Below are 16,859 nucleotides of genomic sequence, written 5' to 3'. Positions count from 1 at the left end.
GAGAAACTGCATCGCACTGGGCAGGGAACGGGAATGCGCATATTTCGCAAGAAAAATCCACTCGTTTTATCGGAACCCCTCCATTCAAAAACATTCTAACCGGTTACACCATCGCTCGGAATTTTTCAAACTTCCTCGTGATGATAGACCTTCGCCAAAAATTCCTCCAAATTGTTTGCAACCACAGTGACGGAATTGCTCATTTCGTTGTCTACCAAGACAATGCGAGGTTCGCCGTTTTCATCCACCATGCGGAAATCCATAAAATACATGTCGTGTCCTGCGGATTGTGTTTCGCCAAATGGAATACCGATGTTCGGATATTCCCATTCGGAGATCCAGTTGTCATACATATCTGCAATGCTGCCCTTTTTGGAGGAGATGCCATAAATCACAGAAAGCCAGCTTTCGTCAAACTCGTCGAAGTTGATTATACCGCCATTTTGGATTTTCAGCAGTTCCAGATACGAGCGGGGGAATTTCCAGCCGATGGATTGTTCGGTTTGTTTCAATTCCTCCTCGGTAAAAGGCGGAAATGTGTGCGTTTCATCTTCGATCAAAAGTTCTTTGACATTGATCTTATCCCAAAAATGCATATTGTACACCTCCATAACTTTTATCTTCGTTCCCGCATCATAATTCTTCAACACCCGATTGAGAAAACAGATTGAAGCGAGTGATTCCAAACGGTTTCCCGATTGTTTTTGGGTCTTCTCCCGCAATCAGGCGCAGAGCGTTTCCTTATGCTTTTGCTTTCTGGAGTACTTTTTCTTATCTGGAACGACCTGCGTTGCCGGATTTACCGTACCCCAGTCGCCACGCCGCATGCGGTTCAGTTCCTTTTGTTTTTTCTTGCTGAGTTTTTCAAATGGTATGAATTTTTCCATATGGTTTCCTTTCTCCGAAATCCGGCGGGGGACACGGTGTGCCGTGTCCATCGGTCTGTGAGCCTGCCTGTATTATACCATAATCACCCCACAAATTTCAAGAGCAGTTCAAATTTTTCCGCAAAAAACGTGAGTTTTTCCCCCCCCTTGAAAAATCCGGCGGATTATGGTATACTGAAAGTACTTGGAAAATTGGAGTTGGACCAATTAATATAAATAGACAAGGAGTTTTTATGGAAGAAATTAAAGAAATACTTGGGAGTTCTTATGATACATACTTCAAAATGACCAATGGACAAATCTTTGTAGCTAGTTCGGAATTTCGTGCAAAATCAGGAGAAATAGATGGCTTTATCGTTTATAAAGAAGGAATTAAAGATTATAACACCGGAATAGCCTTAACGCAGCAGGAAATATCAGAGCTAGTTGAACAATATGAAAAGTATAAACTAACACATACTGATGTTGTTGATTGGGCTTGGTTAGATTAATACTTTCTACGTGCAAATAACCCGATAAATTCCGTTTTAATATCAGTGATTACTATAATTTTCTATCGTAAAATCAAACTTACCTCCTGCGGATGGAGAAAAGCCGCAGGCGATAAGCATATATAAAAGCCTGACTGCTTAGAGCAGTACGCATGAAAATTACTTTTTATGTTCGTTTTTTAATAAGTGAAGTTGCATTTATATTTTACTTGTGGTAGAATAAATAAGAAAGCTGCTGTCATACTATGATGATTAAATTTGAATTTGATTTTAGGGAGGAATTAAGATGAACATTGCTATACTTGGAATAGGTCATATTGCTGAAAAAATGGCTGCTGCTATAAGTGGTCTTGATGATAATTATAAACCATACGCAGCGGCTTCAAGAAGTATTGAAAATGCAACAAGGTTTGCTAAAAAATGGAGATTTGAAAAATCATATGGTTCATATAAAGATTTGCTTGATGATGAAAATATAGATTTGGTTTATATAGCCACGCCTCATTCATTTCATTATGAACAGGCATTGATGTGTTTAAATGCTGGTAAAAATATACTTGTTGAAAAAGCTTTTACAGCAAATTATTTTCAGGCAAAGGAAATTCTTGATATTTCAAAATCAAAAAAATTGCTTGCAGCCGAAGCAATATGGACACGATATATGCCGAGCAGATATATTTTAAATGAACTTATTGAAAGTAGAATAATTGGCGATGCAATTTCTGTTACTGCAAGCCTATGCTATCCAATTGAGAATATAAAACGTCTACGAGATCCATTACTTGCAGGAGGAACTTTGCTTGACTTAGGGATATATCCTCTGAATTTTTCATCAATGATTTTTGGAAACAAAATCAAATCACTTAACGGCAACTGCATTAAACTCGAAACAGGAGTTGATGCTCAGGAATCTGTATCCATAGAATATGAAAATGGCAGTTTTGCAAGTCTTTTCAGTTCAATTAGAACTCCAGGTGACAGAAATGGTGTGATTTATGGAACAAAGGGATATATCACTGTACAGAATATAAATAATCCTGAAATAATACGTGTTTATAATTCTGACCATGAAATGGTAAAAGAAATTTTTTCTCCGTCACAGATAAACGGATATGAATATGAGCTTATGGCTTGCCATGATGCAATTATGAATGGTGAATCTGAATGTAAGGATATGCCGCATTCTGAAACCCTTGAAATTATGAGACAGATGGATTATCTTCGTGATTTGTGGGGCATAAAATATCCTTTTGAATGATACGTATTTCTTAGCAGCATATGATACGTATTTCTTAGCAGCATGACGTTTAAATTCCAGTTTACAAAGAGCCTTTCAGAAACACCGCACAAACACCTTGGGAAATGATGGGATGAAAATGACAATATGGAATCCGTGGCATGGATGCCGCAAGTACAGCGAGGGCTGCGAGCACTGCTACATGTACTATCTCGATGCCCAGCGGGAGCGGGACGGCAGCGAGATCTACCGCACCAAGACAAACTTCAATCTCCCGCTGAAAAAGACACGGCAGGGCACCTACAAGATTCCGGCGGGGACGATGCTGCACGTGTGCATGACCTCGGATTTCTTTCTGGAGGAGGCGGATGCGTGGCGGGCGGAGGTCTGGGAGATGATACGTCAGCGTCCGGACATCTTGTTTTGGATCCAGACCAAGCGGGCGGAGCGCATTGCAGCGCACCTGCCGGAGGACTGGGGCGCAGGCTGGGACAACGTCACCCTGTGCGTTACCACCGAGAACCAGACACGGGCGGACGAACGGCTGCCGATCCTGCTGGACATTCCGGCAAGGCACAAGGCGTTTATGATCGCCCCGATCCTGTCGGAGGTGCACGTGGAAAAATTCCTTGCCACGGGGCAGTTCTCCCAAGTCCTGTGCGACGGCGAGAACTACGACGGACAGCGTCCCTGCGATTTTGCGTGGGTGCAGTCCCTCCACGACCAGTGCCGGGATGCCGGCGTGCGGTTCGATTTTATCGGGACGGGAAACGTGTTCCGCAAGGACGGAAAGGTGTACCATATCCCGAAAGCCTATCAGCGGGTGCAGGCGCAGCGCTCCGGACTGTCGTATCCGCCGGGGAATACCAGCGTTCCCATGCAAAAGCGCTGCCGTACCTGTCAGAGAAGATTCCGCTGCAATGGCTGTCACTGGTGCGGAAAATGCGGAAACGAAGAAGGAGGCAACTCATGAACACGTTCCAAATTCAGCTGGCGGGAAAAATCATCGAACTCTCTGCGCAGTATCCGTATCTTTTGACGTATTGCAGCGAATACCTTGTGACGGGAACGCCGGATCTCTCCATTGCCGTTCAGCCGGCGGACATCGCCTTTGAACGGGAAAAATCCAGACGGGAGGATTTGCGGGAGGGAATTCCGGTGCGGGAGTTCTCCGATGACTGTCTGGAGGCGACTGCGGCATACCGGAAAATTGCCGATGCGCTGCTGGCATACGACATCCTCGTGTTCCACGGCTCTGCCGTTGCTGTGGACGGCGTTGGCTATCTGTTTACGGCGAAGTCCGGTACGGGAAAATCCACCCACACGGCGCTCTGGCAGACATACTTCGGCGAACGTGCTGTCATGATCAATGATGATAAGCCGCTGCTCGCAGTCACGGCGCAGGGGGTTACTGTATCCGGAACGCCGTGGAACGGAAAGCATTTTCGTGGTACCAATATGTCTGCACCGCTGCGTGCCATCTGTATTCTGGAACGTGCTGAGGAAAATCGCATCGAGCCCATCTCGGCAAAGGTGGCGTATTCCATGCTGGTACAGCAGGTGAACCGTCCGTCTGACCCGCAGAAGCTCCAGAAGACGCTCCGGCTCATTGACCGGCTTTCGGGACAGGTGCGGCTGTTCCGGCTGGGCTGTAATATGGACATCTCCGCCGTTGAAACGGCGTATCGTGGGATGTGCCCAGAGGCGTGACGGACAGACGGTTAGGATGCCGTATGCAACGCCGTGACGAATCCTGTTGACAGAGAACGATTTTTGTTTTTTATGGTATTTCGTTTGACAATGTATGAAAACTGTGTTATACTAAAATTGCAGCAAAGTCCAAAGCTGTAAAAATATTTGTTCTACGCAGCGCACCCACCGAGGCTTCTGGCTCCGGTGGGTGCGTTGTGTCTGTTTTTGGGGAAAACTCATTGCAGCGGTTCTACGATTATTTGCAGCGTCATGGGCTGATCGGCGGGGATGCAGTATTCCTCGTGCACCGGTGCACCCCAGGAATCGTCGCCGCCAACGCCCATTTGCTTGGCAGCAATGCGCACCCATGTGTACCGGACACGGGGCAGCTCATCCAGATGCAGGGCGTTTTCCAGCTCGTAGGCGCTGTGGGGTATGATAATGCGCTCTATTTCAGCCGTTTGTTCCGCAAGCACATCGGGATGTCCCCCAGAGAATACCGCAGGGCGCACGTCGCACTGGACGAAAAACACCCCTGCTGACAGGTGCCGGCAGAGGTGTCCAAATATTTTCTATCGTTATCGGTTCCAGCCAATGGCAATGGCGAGGATGGGAAGCAGTACCAGCAGGGTGTTGCGGTACATCTTCTTGCGCAGGCGTTTCCACTCGGTGAAGGTCATTGCCCTGACTCTCGGTGTGCGGAGGAGCACCAGCATAAGGTCGGAGGCGATGTAGATGAAGTAGGCGTTGATGGTGAAGAGGTAAAATGCTCCCAGCAGCATCCGGAGATTTCCGTTGGCGATGGCATAGCCGCAGGTGCACAGGGGCGGCATCAGCGCCGTGGCGATGGCAACGCCGGGGATGATGTTGTTGGACTTGTCCTTTCGGGTCTGTCCGACAATGCCGGCAATCCCGCCGGCGAGGGCAATCAGCACATCAAAGAAACCCGGGTTGGTGCGGGCGAGGAGCTGCTCCGTGGGTTCCTTGACAGGGGACAGCAGAAAGTAGACGGTGGCGGTCGCCACACTCATGAGAATCTGCACCGCAAAGCCCACGGCGTGCCGCTTCACCAGATAGGCATCGTTGGAGGCGGTGCCGTAGGAGATCGCCAGAATGCTCCCCATCAGCGGGGAGATCAGCATGGCGCCGATGATGACTGCCACGGAGTTGGTGTTGAGTCCCACTGAGGCGATCAGAATCGCACAGATCATAACCACCATATTGGTGCCGGTGATCTTTCCGCCGCTCAGGATGCGATCCCGAATTTCCTCGTTGGAGGCGGCATCCTCGGTGATGGAAAACATTTTTTTCAGGACGGCAGACAGCGTTTCACGCTCCCGCTCCAGTTCTTCTCGATGCTTCACGAGATCACTCCTTTTGACTACGTCGAAAAAGCGCTTGACTTTCTCGGTGCAGTATGATATAATAAGCTTGTTGTCATCTTGCCGCCGTGGCGGAATAGGCAGACGCAGCGGACTTAAAATCCGCCGATCATTGCGATCGTACCGGTTCAAGTCCGGTCGGCGGCACCAGTTGCACAGAGAGGGTACAAACATTGGTTTGTGCCCTCTTTTTTGCGTTTACCACAGGGAGAGGGCGGATTCCTGTAAGATCAGGGTGGTAGAACCGCCGTTCAGCCCGAAGCTTTTCCGGAGAATGCGGGGGTGCTTCAGCTCCCGCCGGACGAATTTCTGGAGCGCCTGTCCGCTGTTACAGCCGTGGATGATCTCGATCTGCACCGTGTCCTTGGGACAGGTTTTCAGCAGCTGCTGTATCCGCTTGCGTGCCTCGGAAACTGTCATGCCGTGCAGGTCGATGGTGATGCAGCGGTCATGCTTCATGGTATCCGTCCTCCTCCTGCATCCGGAGAAAGTCCTCCGCCAGCTGCTCCGCCTGTGCGTAGGACTCCAGATGGTAGCAGCGGTTGCGGAACTGTGCTGCCCCACGCATGCCGGTCATGTACCACGCCGCATGCTTTCGTGCCTCCCGAATGGCGACCTCCGGCGGCTTCTGGGGGTTGCATTCCAGAATGAGCCGGACATGGCGCAGCATGGTGTCCATGCGCTCCTGCAATGTGGGAAGCGTCGCTGGTGCGCCGTCCATGGCTGCAGCGATCTCCCGGAACAGAAAGGGATTGCCATAGCTGCCACGTCCCACCATGACCATATCGCAGCCGGTCTGCTCGTACATGGCGCAGCAGTCCGCCGCCGTGCGGATGTCACCGTTGCCGATGACAGGAATGGAAACATGCTGCTTAACCTCCCGAATGGCGTCCCAGTCGGCATTGCCGCTGTAGAGCTGCGCCTTGGTGCGTCCGTGAACAGCGATGGCAGCAGCGCCGGCATCCTCCATTGCCTGTGCAAAGGGGACGGCATTGCGGCAGGTGTCGTCCCAGCCCAGCCGGAATTTCACCGTGACCGGAACGCTGCTCTCCCGGCAGACGGCACGGACAATCTCCTGTGCCAGCGACGGATTGCGCATGAGGGCGCTGCCGGAGCCGGTGGCGATGACTTTGTGCACCGGACAGCCCATGTTGATGTCGATCCAGTCCGGCTGGTACTGCTGCACCATGGCGGCAGCACGTGCCATGAATTCCGGTTCGCTGCCGAACAGCTGGATTCCCATAGGGCGCTCCTCCGGCGTGATGGCGCACAGCTCCGCCGAGCCTTTGTCGCCGTAGCAAAGTCCCTTGGCGGATACCATCTCGCTGACGGCGGCAGCAGCGCCGAAGCTGCGGCAGAGCAGCCGGTACGCACGGTCTGCCACCCCTGCCATGGGCGCAAGCATGGCGGTTCTCGGCATGGAAACGCTGCCGAACGAAAAGATTTGATGCATGCGGATACCTCCCCCTGAAGTTATCCACTTATTATAGCACATTCCTGTGGAATCGTCAAGAAATGTGTGGAAAAAAGAGACACCCGCCTGAACTGCGCCGAAATCGCCCGAAATGGAAACTTTCTCCGGACATTGTGTAAATTTTCGTTCATAGTTGTACGCCGGCGTACAACTTTTGCCCCCGGAACGCCTATTTATAGAGGGGCACTTCGCAGATGTCCCCATGGAAAGGAGAAACAGATCATGAAAAAGAAGAAAGGGTTTATCCTGTACGCAGACTATCAGAAGCACATCCTCCAGCTGTCCAACGCCGAGGTGGGCAAGCTTTTCAAGGCGGTTTTCGCCTACGTCAACGGCGAGGAATTTGAGGTGCAGCTTACTTCGGCGGGGAGCATGGCGTTCTCATTTATCAAGGAGCAGATCGAACGTGACCGTGAAAAGTGGGAACTCACCTGTCAGAGGCGCTCCGAAGCGGGAAAGAAAGGAGGTGCGCCCAAGGGCAACCAGAACGCCGCAAAAAGACGGGGGGAATCCAAAACAAGCAAAAACAAGCAAAAACAAGCAAAACAACCTGATACTGAGAATGATACTGTTACTGATACTGATATAGTATCAGTAACAGAGGAAAAAACAGAGAACAGACAGGCACCGCCATGCAGTACCGCCCCCGACGGGTCGGAACTGCATGACGCTGAGGAAGCGGAAATCATTCCGTGGGATGAGATCGACTTCGATCTGGTGTAAGAACCTGTCTTCACAAGCGTGTGCACATGCCTTTCAGAAAAAGGACTGGAATTCTTTTGGCTTTTGTGCTATACTAAAAGGGTATTCGAAAAAAATCCGGTCGCTGGAGCAGTGATCCGGAAGTGGGAGGAACGCAATGAAACTACTTGCCATTGACGGAAACAGCATTCTGAACCGTGCGTTCTATGGCATACGACCCCTCAGCAATACCAGAGGGGTCTATACCAATGCAATCTTTGGCTTTATGAATATCTATCTGAAACAGGTGGCGGAGGCAAAGCCGGACGCCATCGCCGTTGCCTTTGACCTGCGCCAGCCGACATTTCGGCACAAGGCAGTCGCCACCTACAAGGCGAACCGCAAGGGTATGCCGGAGGAGCTTGCCATGCAGTTGCCCTATGTCAAACAGCTGCTCACGCTGCTGGGCGTGCAGGTAGTGACCTGTGAGGGCTATGAGGCGGACGACATCCTCGGCACGCTGGCGGCTGCCTGTACGGCACAGCATGCGTCCTGCGACATCCTCACGGGAGACCGGGACAGCTTGCAGCTGGTGCGGGAGAACGTCACCGTGCGCCTTGCTACCAATAAGGAGACCATCCTCTTTACGCCGGAGCGGTTTCAGGAGGAGTACGGCTTTGCACCTCTGTCCCTCATCGACCTGAAAGCGCTTATGGGGGACAGCTCGGACAACATTGCCGGTGTCGCCGGCGTGGGACAGAAAACTGCCTCCAGGCTGATTCAGGCGTGGGGAACGGTGGAGAATCTCTACGCCCATCTGGAAGAGGCGGGTCTGACCAAATCGGTGCACACAAAGCTGGTCAGCGGACAGGATGCCGCCAGGGAGAGCAAATGGCTCGCCACCATCGTGACAGATGTTCCGGTGGACACGGCGCTGGAGGACTATGTGCCGAAGCCCGTCCAGGCGGAAAAGGTGCGGGAGCTGCTGCTGGAACTGGAGATGGCAAAGCTGCTGGAAAAGCTGAAGCTGTCCGACAGCGCCGAAGCAGCGCCGGCACAGGAGACACATGCGCCGGAAGCTACTGTGACACTTACAGAAGCCCCGCTGACGGCGGAGGTGCTGGAGGCGCACAAGACCTCGCAGGAGCCGCTCTGCTGCCTGTGGGACGGACAGACGCTGCGGGTGCGGTATCCGGATGCGCCGGAGTACATCTACGTCACCGCAGAGCCGGCGCTGTGGAAAGCGGTCTTTCAACAGCCCCACCTGACCTTTGGGGCAAAGCCGCAGTACCGCTTTCTGCTGGCGAACGGTGTGACACCGGACTGCGATGTACCGCCGGCGGAGGACGGGGAGATCGCAGCCTATCTGCTGAACCCCACCACCACCGCCTATGAGATTCCCCGTCTGTGCGTGACCTATCACGTGCCTTATCACAAGAGCCTCGGGGAGAACGCCGATCTGGAGGCGCTGCCGGCGCTGCACTGTGCCATGATGCAGCTGGTGCAGGAACAGGAGATGGCGCAGCTGCTGCACTATGAGAACCAGCTGACGGTAGTTCTCGCTGCCATGGAGCACACGGGCATCAGAATCGACCAGCAGGGTGTGCAGGCGTTTGGCGTGTACCTCGCCGAGCAGATCGAGGAGATGCAGCAGATGATCTATGACGAGGCGGGACATCCCTTCAACATCGGTTCGCCCAAGCAGCTGGGAACGGTGCTGTTTGAGGAATTGCAGCTGCCCCACGGGAAAAAGACCAAGACGGGCTATTCCACCAATGCGGACATTCTGGAAAAGCTGCGGGGCGAGTATGCAATTGTGGACGATGTGTTGAAATGGCGGCAGTACTCCAAGCTGAAATCCACTTATGTGGACGGATTGTTGAAAGCTGTTGGGGAGGACGGCAGAATCCACACTGTATTCAAGCAGACAGAGACCCGTACCGGACGCATCTCCTCCACAGAGCCGAATCTGCAAAACATTCCGGTGCGGACGGAGCTGGGCAGAAATATGCGCAAGTTCTTTGTGGCTCGGGAGGGCTGTGTGCTGCTGGATGCGGACTACAGCCAGATCGAACTGCGTCTGCTTGCCAACCTCAGCGGTGACCGGCAGATGCGGGAGGCGTTCCTCAGCGGGGCAGACATCCACGCAGCCACAGCAGCGCAGGTGTTCGGGATGCCGCCGGAGCTGGTGACTCCCGCCATGCGCAGCGATGCCAAGGCGGTAAACTTCGGGATTCTCTACGGCATGGGGGCATTCTCTCTGTCGCAGGACATCCACGTCTCGGTGCGGCAGGCGAACCAGTATATCCAGAACTATATGGCGCAATTCCCCAGCGTGGGGGCATTTATGGAGAAAACGGTGGAAAACGCTAAGCTGAACGGCTACGTGACCACCTATTTCAAGCGCCGCCGTCCGGTGCCGGAGCTGATCTCCTCCAATAAGATGGTACAGGCGGGCGGAAAGCGCATCGCCATGAACACGCCCATTCAGGGCACGGCGGCAGACATCATCAAGCTGGCAATGATTGCTGTTTACCGGCGGCTGCGGCGGGATGTGCCGGACGCACGGCTGATTTTGCAGGTGCACGACGAACTGATCGTGGAAGTGCCGCAGGCGCATGCGGTACAGGCGGCACGGGTGCTTGGCGAGGAGATGCAGAACGTGGTGAAGAATTTCCTGCGTCCGGAGCAGCAGGCGGAATTTCCGGTGCCGCTGACGGCAGATGTGAGCATGGGGGAGAGCTGGTATGAGGCAAAGGGTTGAGATCTCTGCGGCAGAGGGACAGGATGCGGCGGAACTGGCGGCACTGGCGAAGCAGTGCTTTCCGGATCCGTGGTCGGAGGGCATTTTCCGACAGACGCTCTGCTGCTGTTACAACCGCATCTGGTGCGCCAGACAGAACGGGACGCTCTGCGGCTATGTGGCGGTGTCGCATACGGGCAACGCGGTGAATCTGGACGACATCGCCGTGCACCCGGATTTCCGGCGGCAGGGCATCGGCAGGCAGCTGCTGGACTTTGCGCACGGGCAGTTTCCGGCGCAGGAATTCTGGCTGGAGGTGCGGGAGTCCAACGCTCCGGCAATTGCGCTCTACCAGTCCGAGGGCTATGCGCAGGCGGGCTTCCGGAAGCGGTACTACCACAATCCGGAGGAGGGCGCTGTGCTGATGACACGAACCGTAAAACGAAATGGAGAAGAGAAAGATGCTGATATTAGGAATTGAAAGCTCCTGCGATGAAACCGCAGCGAGCGTTGCACGGGATCACACGGAGATTCTCTCCAATGTGGTTTCCTCACAGGTGGAGGAACATAAACTGTACGGCGGCGTTGTGCCGGAGATTGCCTCCCGCCGACACTGCGAAAACGTGCTGCCGGTGGTGCAGAAAGCGCTGGACGATGCCGGCGTGACGCTGGCGGAGCTGAACGGTATTGCCGTGACGGCGTACCCCGGACTCATCGGCGCACTGCTGGTGGGGGTGAATTTTGCCAAGGGGCTGGCGCTCACCGCCGGAAAGCCCCTTGTGCCGGTACACCATCTGGCGGGACACATCGCCTCCAACTACATCGCCCATCCGGAGCTGAAGCCGCCCTACCTCTGTCTGGTGGTCAGCGGCGGCCACAGCCATCTGGTGGAGGTGCTGAGCTATACCACATTCCGGATTCTGGGACGCACCAGAGATGATGCGGCGGGAGAGTGCTTCGACAAGTGCGCCCGTGCCATGGGCTATCCCTATCCTGGCGGCATCCATCTGGATAAGGCATCCAAAAACGGCAATCCGGATGCGTTCCCTCTGCCCAAGCCGAAGATCGCCGAGAACGCCTATGACTTCAGCTTCTCCGGTCTGAAAACCGCTGTGGTCAACCTCCTGCACAACACGGCGCAAAAGGGCGGCACCATCTGCAAGGAGGATCTTGCCGCATCGGTGCAGGCGACCATCGCCGGAATCCTCACGGAGCACACCATGCGTGCCGCCAGAGAACACGGCTATTCCACCATTGCCGTTGCCGGCGGCGTCTCCGCTAACAGCGGCGTTCGTGCCGCAATGCAGGAGGCGTGCGATAAGTGGGGCTACCGGCTTTACCTGCCGCCCCTGCATCTGTGCGGCGACAACGGCGCAATGATCGCTTGCGCCGGCTCCTACGCTTTTGATGCCGGCATCCGTGCCGATTCCAGCCTGAACGCCAGCGCAACCATGGAACTGACGGCGTGGGGCGAATTGGGGGTTGTGAAAAATTAGACAACTTGCCCCAAATTGTCCATCAGTCAAGAACATATGGCAATTATTCATGAACACATTCTGAATATTGACAGGATTTTTCGGAAAATGCTTGACAGGTGCGCCGAATCTGGGTATAATAATTTGTGAAGGGACTTTGTGAGAAGTCCCCGGGAAAGCAGTTGAGATTTCTGCGAGAATTTAGGAGGTAGAACCAATGGCATTGACAAACAATAAAAATGTATTGCAGTGGGTTGACGAAATGGTCGCTCTGACAAAGCCGGAAAAGGTCGTATGGATCGACGGCTCTAAGGAACAGCTGGATGCCCTGACAGAAGAAGTAACTTCTCTGCCGGAAGGCAACCATGACAAGATGTACAAGCTGAATCCGGAGAAGCTGCCGGGCTGTCTGTACCACCGTACTCTCCCGAACGACGTTGCACGTGTAGAAGATCGTACTTTCATCTGCACCAAGACCAAGGAAGGCGCTGGCCCGACCAACAACTGGATGGATCCGGAAGAGATGAAGGCAAAGCTCATCCCGCTGTATGACGGCGTAATGAAGGGCAGAACCATGTACGTGATCCCGTACTCCATGGGCCCGATCGGTTCGCCGCTGGCTAAGGTTGGCGTTGAGCTGACTGACTCTATTTATGTTGTTCTGAACATGAACATCATGACTCGTATGGGCGTACAGGCTTTCGAGAATCTGGGCGAAACCTCCAACGACTTCGTTCGCGGTCTGCACTCCAAGGCTGATGTTGATCCGGAGAACCGTTATATCGTTCAGTTCCCGGAGGAAAATACAATTTGGTCCATCAACTCTGCTTACGGCGGAAACGTTCTGCTGGGCAAGAAGTGCTTCGCTCTGCGTATTGCTTCCTTCCAGGGTAAGAACGAGGGCTGGATGGCTGAGCACATGCTGATCCTGGGCGTTCAGAAGCCGGACGGCGAAACTAAGTATATCACTGCTGCTTTCCCGTCTGCCTGCGGTAAGACCAATCTGGCTATGCTGATCCCGCCGGAGGGCTACAAGAAGAACGGCTACAAGGTATTCACTGTCGGCGACGATATCGCATGGATGAAGCCGGGCAAGGACGGCAGACTGTATGCCATCAATCCGGAGAACGGTTTCTTCGGCGTTGCACCGGGTACCAACGAGCACTCCAACCCGAACGCTCTGGCTTGCACCAAGTCTGGCACCATCTTCACCAACGTTGCTCTGAACAACGCAGACAACACCGTTTGGTGGGAGAAGCTGGACAAGAATCCGCCGGTTGACGCAACCGAGTGGACTGGCAAGAAGGTAAACGGTCCGGAATTCATCGCTGAAGGCGGCAAGCTGGCTCACCCGAACTCCAGATTCACCTCTCCGGCAAAGAACTGCCCGTGCCTGTCTCCGGAATTCAACAATCCGGAAGGCGTGCCGATCTCCGCTATCATCTTCGGCGGCCGCCGTGCATCCACCACTCCGCTGGTATATCAGTCCTTCGACTGGACACACGGCACCTATATGGGTTCCGCAGTTTCTTCTGAAACAACAGCAGCAGCTACCGGTGCAGTCGGCGTTCTGCGTCACGACCCGATGGCAATGAAGCCGTTCATCGGTTACAACGTAGGTGACTACTGGGCACACTGGCTGGAAATGGGCGAAAAGCTGGGCGACAAGGCTCCGAAGATCTTCAACGTAAACTGGTTCAAGACCGACGATGAGGGCAACTTCCTGTGGCCGGGCTTTGGCGACAACATGCGTGTTCTGGACTGGATCATCAAGCGCTGCGAAGGCACTGTAGACGCTGTTGAAACTCCGATCGGTTTTGAGCCGAAGCCGGAGGACATCAACGTTGACGGTCTGGTTTATGAGGGCAAGCAGTTCACTTCCGACGATATCGCAGACCTGCTGAAGCTGGATATGGATAAGTGGGAAGCTGAAATCACGGAAATGCGCAGATACTATGATGAGGACATCAAGGCAAAGGGCGGCAACATCCCGAATGCCCTGTACGAACAGCTGGATAAGCTGGAAGACCGCATCAAGAAGGCTGCAAAGTAAGTTCCATCACTTGTATTTTTTGCGGTAATACACCGCATTCCTGAAAAAGGGCATTCCTGTCAATCGGCAGGGGTGCCCTTTCTGTTTTTTCACGCAAATCACTTTTAGGGCGGAGCGAACAAGACCGCTCCGCCCTGTGTCCCGTTTGCTGTATCATGATTTTGGAAACGTTCCGGTGGAACGTTTCCAACGCATCTTTCCTGCTGGAACCAATCAATGCGGTACAAATTTGTTGCAGCCATTCCAAGCAGGTCATACATAAACCACAAAGCCCCTCGTCCGCACAGACGAGGGGCTGTTTTTTTATAGCAGAACTGCCGCCGGTGCATCCGGCAGAGCCTCTCCCTTTGGCACACAGCAGGAGATCACCCACTGTCCCTGGAGGAGATACTGCCCGAACTGCCAGTCCGGCTGGCTGGAACGGATGCCTGCGGGGGTGAGCTGAAACCGCACCTCCTGCATGGGGTAGGAGATGCCGATGCCGATGGCCTTGACAAAGCTCTCCTTGAGCGTCCAGAACCGAAAGAACATCTCGTCCGGCGAGGCGCTCTCCCCAACGGCAGCGACCTCCTCCGGCGCAAAGACACGGCGCAGCACACGCTCCCGCAGGGGACGGATCTGTTCGGCATCCACGCCCAGAGGCTCGCCAGCCACACCGCACACCGCCAGTCCGGCGCAGTGGCTCAGGTTAAAGGCGATCTCCGGATGCCGGGGGAGAAAGGGCTTGCCGTGTTCGTCCTGCGCCAGCACCGCATCCTCCAGCCCGTATGCCTGCCGGAGTACCGCCCGAAGCAGGGCGTGCGCCGTGCGGTGTTCTGCCTGTTTGTCGCTGCCGGTGACGGGGGTGTAGAAGAGCTGCATGGGAAGTTTCCTCCTAGTTGACCAGATAGTCCAGAATGGTGCGCAGAGTTTCGCTGGAGTTGTTCCGTGCGATGACCTGCTGCGCCATGACGGGGTCGTCGGTGATGATGCTGTCCACGTGGAGATTGCAAAGACTGCGCACCTCCGAGGTGCTGTTGACCGTCCACGCAAAGACCTGCTTGCCCGCCTGATGGGCGGAGTTGACCACCTGGCGTGTGATGAAAACCTTGTTCAGGCTGAATGCGTCTGCGTATTTCAGGGTGTAGAATCTGCCGTATGCCACGCTCATGATGTAGCCGGTGCGGATGTTGGGGTTCGCCTGCTTGACCTTTTTCAGGGAGGTGTAGGAGAACGAGGTCACCCAGCACTTGTCCTCATAGCCGTACTGTGCGATGAGGTCGGCGACATTCTGTTCCAGATCGTCGGTGTTGTGTTTGGTGGGCTTGATCTCGATGTTGAGCTGTACTTTGCCGCCCACGAAGCGCAGCACGTCCTCCAGTGTGGAGATGCGTGCGTTGGCGTATGCCGGATCGAACCAGCTGCCGGCATCCAGATCGGCGATCTCGTCGTAATCCACCTCCCAGATGCTGCGCTTGTCGCCGGTGGTGCGCCGGAGGCTGGAGTCGTGCATGACCACCAGCACGCCGTCTTTGGTCTGCTGCACGTCCAGCTCAATGAGGTTTGCGCCGGCGTCTATGGCATCCGAGAAAGCGTAGAGGGTGTTTTCCGGCGCATGGGCGGAAAGTCCTCTGTGCGCCGTCACAGACGGCTTTTGGAACAGGGTGAGCTGGAGGGTGGAGCGGTCTGCCACCAGACTGTAGACAAAGGAGAAGTTCAGCACCAGCGCAGCTGTGGCACAGCAGACGGCGGAGATGAGGATCGTGCGCCGGCGGAACGGCGTGGTAGCTTTGCGGGTGGCAGGCTCCGGCTCCGGAAACGCCACGTCCGGACACTGCGCCCGCCGTTTTTGCAGCAGCGCCATGAGATGCGCCATGCAGATGGGCGTGGAGAAGAACGAGAACGTCCACAGCACTAGCTGCACCAGCAGCTTCAGCACCTGTAGCGCACGGGAGGGAATGAAGCTGCTGCCGTGGATGATGTGCATTGCCAGCAGTGCCAGCAGAAGGATGACCGCCAGCAGCGCCAGCAGTACGCCGAAATAGCATAAGTTCCACACCAGCACCGAGAGAAACGTGCGCCAGAAGCGCCCTTTTACCAGCGAGGCGCTGCACTTGCGGGCGCTGCGGAATTTGCAGCGGGAGCGCACAAAGAGCACAGAAGAGAAGATCCACCGGACAGACAGCAGGCAGCACAGCACGATCGCCGTCAGATAGATGGGAAGCAGGAACTCTTTCTTGGTGAGATAGTAGGAGATGAAGTCCGGAATGCCCATGACAGCGAAGATACCGGAGGCAGCGGAGAACTGCATGAGAGGAATGAGTACCAGCAGATGGAACAGCAGCAGGGGGCTGCCGTGGGTGAAGAACCGGCACAGAGAGCGGATACCGGCACGTATCATGTGGCGGAGCATTTTGCGCATGGGCTGACGGGCGGGCTGCGCAAAGCAGGCGCAGACGGCAGCGATTTCAAATAGAGTGTACAGCGCTGCCAGCACGAGGAGCACCGCCAGAAGCAGCAGCGTCCACGGGGAGCGCAGGAATTGGAGCAGATTGGAGTTGGTGAGATAGCGCAGATGCGCCGCACGAATGGCAGCCTGTACCAGACCGCCCAGTGTCGGCGCAATGATGAGGACGGTGAGAAGCTTCCAGAGCAGCTCAAAGACGATGAGCGCAGGGAAGTGCTGCCGGAGCAGCCGGAGTCCGGTTCGAAATTGGTTCAATGCAGAATACCCCCAGTGATTTCTGATGGATTCGGGAAGCGCA

General features: G+C 54.5%; 18 protein-coding genes and 1 tRNA gene. 11 read left to right on the top strand and 8 right to left on the bottom strand.

Annotated features, from left to right (window positions below; all coding sequences use genetic code 11):
* Nucleotides 1–125: 125 nt before the first annotated feature.
* Together QZL66_RS01760 and QZL66_RS01755 are read right to left on the bottom strand one after the other, a co-directional pair.
* Nucleotides 126–596 (bottom strand): SMI1/KNR4 family protein, encoded by a 471-nt coding sequence (locus QZL66_RS01760; protein WP_022410049.1) that lies wholly within the window; start codon nucleotides 594–596, stop codon nucleotides 126–128.
* Between the two features lie 126 nt (nucleotides 597–722).
* Entirely contained in the window at nucleotides 723–887 is a 165-nt protein-coding gene (locus QZL66_RS01755; RefSeq protein WP_022410048.1) for a hypothetical protein, read from the bottom strand.
* Nucleotides 888–1,120: 233 nt separating this feature from the next.
* On the opposite strand from QZL66_RS01755, the gene QZL66_RS01750 reads away from it, so the two are divergent.
* The 4 genes from QZL66_RS01750 to QZL66_RS01735 all read left to right on the top strand — a co-directional run bounded on the left by QZL66_RS01750 (nucleotide 1,121) and on the right by QZL66_RS01735 (nucleotide 4,325).
* A complete protein-coding gene (locus QZL66_RS01750; RefSeq protein WP_022410047.1) occupies nucleotides 1,121–1,378 on the top strand; it encodes a hypothetical protein in 258 nt (85 codons plus the stop codon).
* Nucleotides 1,379–1,664: 286 nt separating this feature from the next.
* Nucleotides 1,665–2,636, top strand: coding sequence for a Gfo/Idh/MocA family protein (locus tag QZL66_RS01745; protein WP_022410046.1), 972 nt, complete (start codon nucleotides 1,665–1,667; stop codon nucleotides 2,634–2,636).
* Between the two features lie 112 nt (nucleotides 2,637–2,748).
* Nucleotides 2,749–3,588 (top strand): DUF5131 family protein, encoded by an 840-nt coding sequence (locus QZL66_RS01740; RefSeq protein ID WP_293601765.1) that lies wholly within the window; start codon nucleotides 2,749–2,751, stop codon nucleotides 3,586–3,588.
* Complete coding sequence (locus QZL66_RS01735) at nucleotides 3,585–4,325, top strand: hypothetical protein (protein WP_022410044.1); 741 nt, start codon at nucleotides 3,585–3,587, stop codon at nucleotides 4,323–4,325. The genes QZL66_RS01740 and QZL66_RS01735 overlap by 4 nt, the downstream gene beginning before the upstream one ends.
* A 218-nt stretch (nucleotides 4,326–4,543) precedes the next feature.
* Here the strand turns inward: QZL66_RS01735 and QZL66_RS01730 are convergent, their stop codons facing one another.
* Complete coding sequence (locus QZL66_RS01730) at nucleotides 4,544–4,783, bottom strand: beta-galactosidase/beta-glucuronidase (protein WP_022410043.1); 240 nt, start codon at nucleotides 4,781–4,783, stop codon at nucleotides 4,544–4,546.
* On the opposite strand from QZL66_RS01730, the gene QZL66_RS01725 reads away from it, so the two are divergent.
* Nucleotides 4,736–4,849: an AraC family transcriptional regulator gene (locus QZL66_RS01725; protein WP_369677349.1), complete on the top strand. Its 114-nt coding sequence runs from the start codon at nucleotides 4,736–4,738 to the stop codon at nucleotides 4,847–4,849. The two genes, QZL66_RS01730 and QZL66_RS01725, sit on opposite strands and share 48 nt — an antisense overlap.
* A gap of 36 nt (nucleotides 4,850–4,885) precedes the next feature.
* On the opposite strand, the gene QZL66_RS01720 is transcribed toward QZL66_RS01725, so the two are convergent.
* Entirely contained in the window at nucleotides 4,886–5,671 is a 786-nt protein-coding gene (locus tag QZL66_RS01720) for a DUF389 domain-containing protein (RefSeq protein WP_293601764.1), read from the bottom strand.
* A gap of 80 nt (nucleotides 5,672–5,751) precedes the next feature.
* Between QZL66_RS01720 and QZL66_RS01715 the strand changes: the two genes are divergently transcribed.
* A tRNA-Leu gene (locus QZL66_RS01715) sits at nucleotides 5,752–5,839 on the top strand.
* A gap of 48 nt (nucleotides 5,840–5,887) precedes the next feature.
* On the opposite strand, the gene QZL66_RS01710 is transcribed toward QZL66_RS01715, so the two are convergent.
* Together QZL66_RS01710 and dusB are read right to left on the bottom strand one after the other, a co-directional pair.
* A complete protein-coding gene (locus QZL66_RS01710) occupies nucleotides 5,888–6,148 on the bottom strand; it encodes a Smr/MutS family protein (protein WP_022410041.1) in 261 nt (86 codons plus the stop codon).
* The gene (dusB, locus tag QZL66_RS01705) at nucleotides 6,138–7,142 is read right to left on the bottom strand and encodes a tRNA dihydrouridine synthase DusB (RefSeq protein ID WP_022410040.1); all 1,005 of its coding nucleotides are present in this window, start codon (nucleotides 7,140–7,142) and stop codon (nucleotides 6,138–6,140) included. Before dusB ends, QZL66_RS01710 begins: the two co-directional genes overlap by 11 nt.
* A gap of 243 nt (nucleotides 7,143–7,385) precedes the next feature.
* Between dusB and QZL66_RS01700 the strand changes: the two genes are divergently transcribed.
* The 5 genes from QZL66_RS01700 (at nucleotide 7,386) to QZL66_RS01680 (ending at nucleotide 14,115) form a co-directional block, all read left to right on the top strand.
* Nucleotides 7,386–7,886: a DUF6291 domain-containing protein gene (locus tag QZL66_RS01700; protein WP_022410039.1), complete on the top strand. Its 501-nt coding sequence runs from the start codon at nucleotides 7,386–7,388 to the stop codon at nucleotides 7,884–7,886.
* Between the two features lie 136 nt (nucleotides 7,887–8,022).
* Nucleotides 8,023–10,608: a DNA polymerase I gene (polA, locus tag QZL66_RS01695; RefSeq protein WP_022410038.1), complete on the top strand. Its 2,586-nt coding sequence runs from the start codon at nucleotides 8,023–8,025 to the stop codon at nucleotides 10,606–10,608.
* Nucleotides 10,592–11,068, top strand: coding sequence for a ribosomal protein S18-alanine N-acetyltransferase (gene rimI, locus QZL66_RS01690; protein ID WP_022410037.1), 477 nt, complete (start codon nucleotides 10,592–10,594; stop codon nucleotides 11,066–11,068). Before polA ends, rimI begins: the two co-directional genes overlap by 17 nt.
* On the top strand, nucleotides 11,049–12,083 hold the full coding sequence (gene tsaD / locus QZL66_RS01685) for a tRNA (adenosine(37)-N6)-threonylcarbamoyltransferase complex transferase subunit TsaD (RefSeq protein ID WP_022410036.1): 1,035 nt from the start codon (nucleotides 11,049–11,051) through the stop codon (nucleotides 12,081–12,083). The genes rimI and tsaD overlap by 20 nt, the downstream gene beginning before the upstream one ends.
* Before the next feature lie 196 nt (nucleotides 12,084–12,279).
* Entirely contained in the window at nucleotides 12,280–14,115 is a 1,836-nt protein-coding gene (locus QZL66_RS01680; protein WP_022410035.1) for a phosphoenolpyruvate carboxykinase (GTP), read from the top strand.
* Between the two features lie 303 nt (nucleotides 14,116–14,418).
* Here the strand turns inward: QZL66_RS01680 and QZL66_RS01675 are convergent, their stop codons facing one another.
* Nucleotides 14,419–14,976, bottom strand: coding sequence for a 4'-phosphopantetheinyl transferase family protein (locus QZL66_RS01675; protein WP_022410034.1), 558 nt, complete (start codon nucleotides 14,974–14,976; stop codon nucleotides 14,419–14,421).
* Nucleotides 14,977–14,989: 13 nt separating this feature from the next.
* Nucleotides 14,990–16,859, bottom strand: a 1,870-nt coding sequence (locus QZL66_RS01670; protein ID WP_293601763.1) for a glycerophosphodiester phosphodiesterase family protein, incomplete at its 5' end; no start/stop codon positions are given.

Source organism: Ruminococcus sp. CAG:330 (assembly GCF_000437175.1).
GTDB lineage: Bacteria > Bacillota > Clostridia > Oscillospirales > Ruminococcaceae > Ruminococcus_C.
The sequence above is the reverse complement of the archived record's forward strand: the minus strand, read 5'-3'. Positions and strand labels throughout refer to the sequence as shown.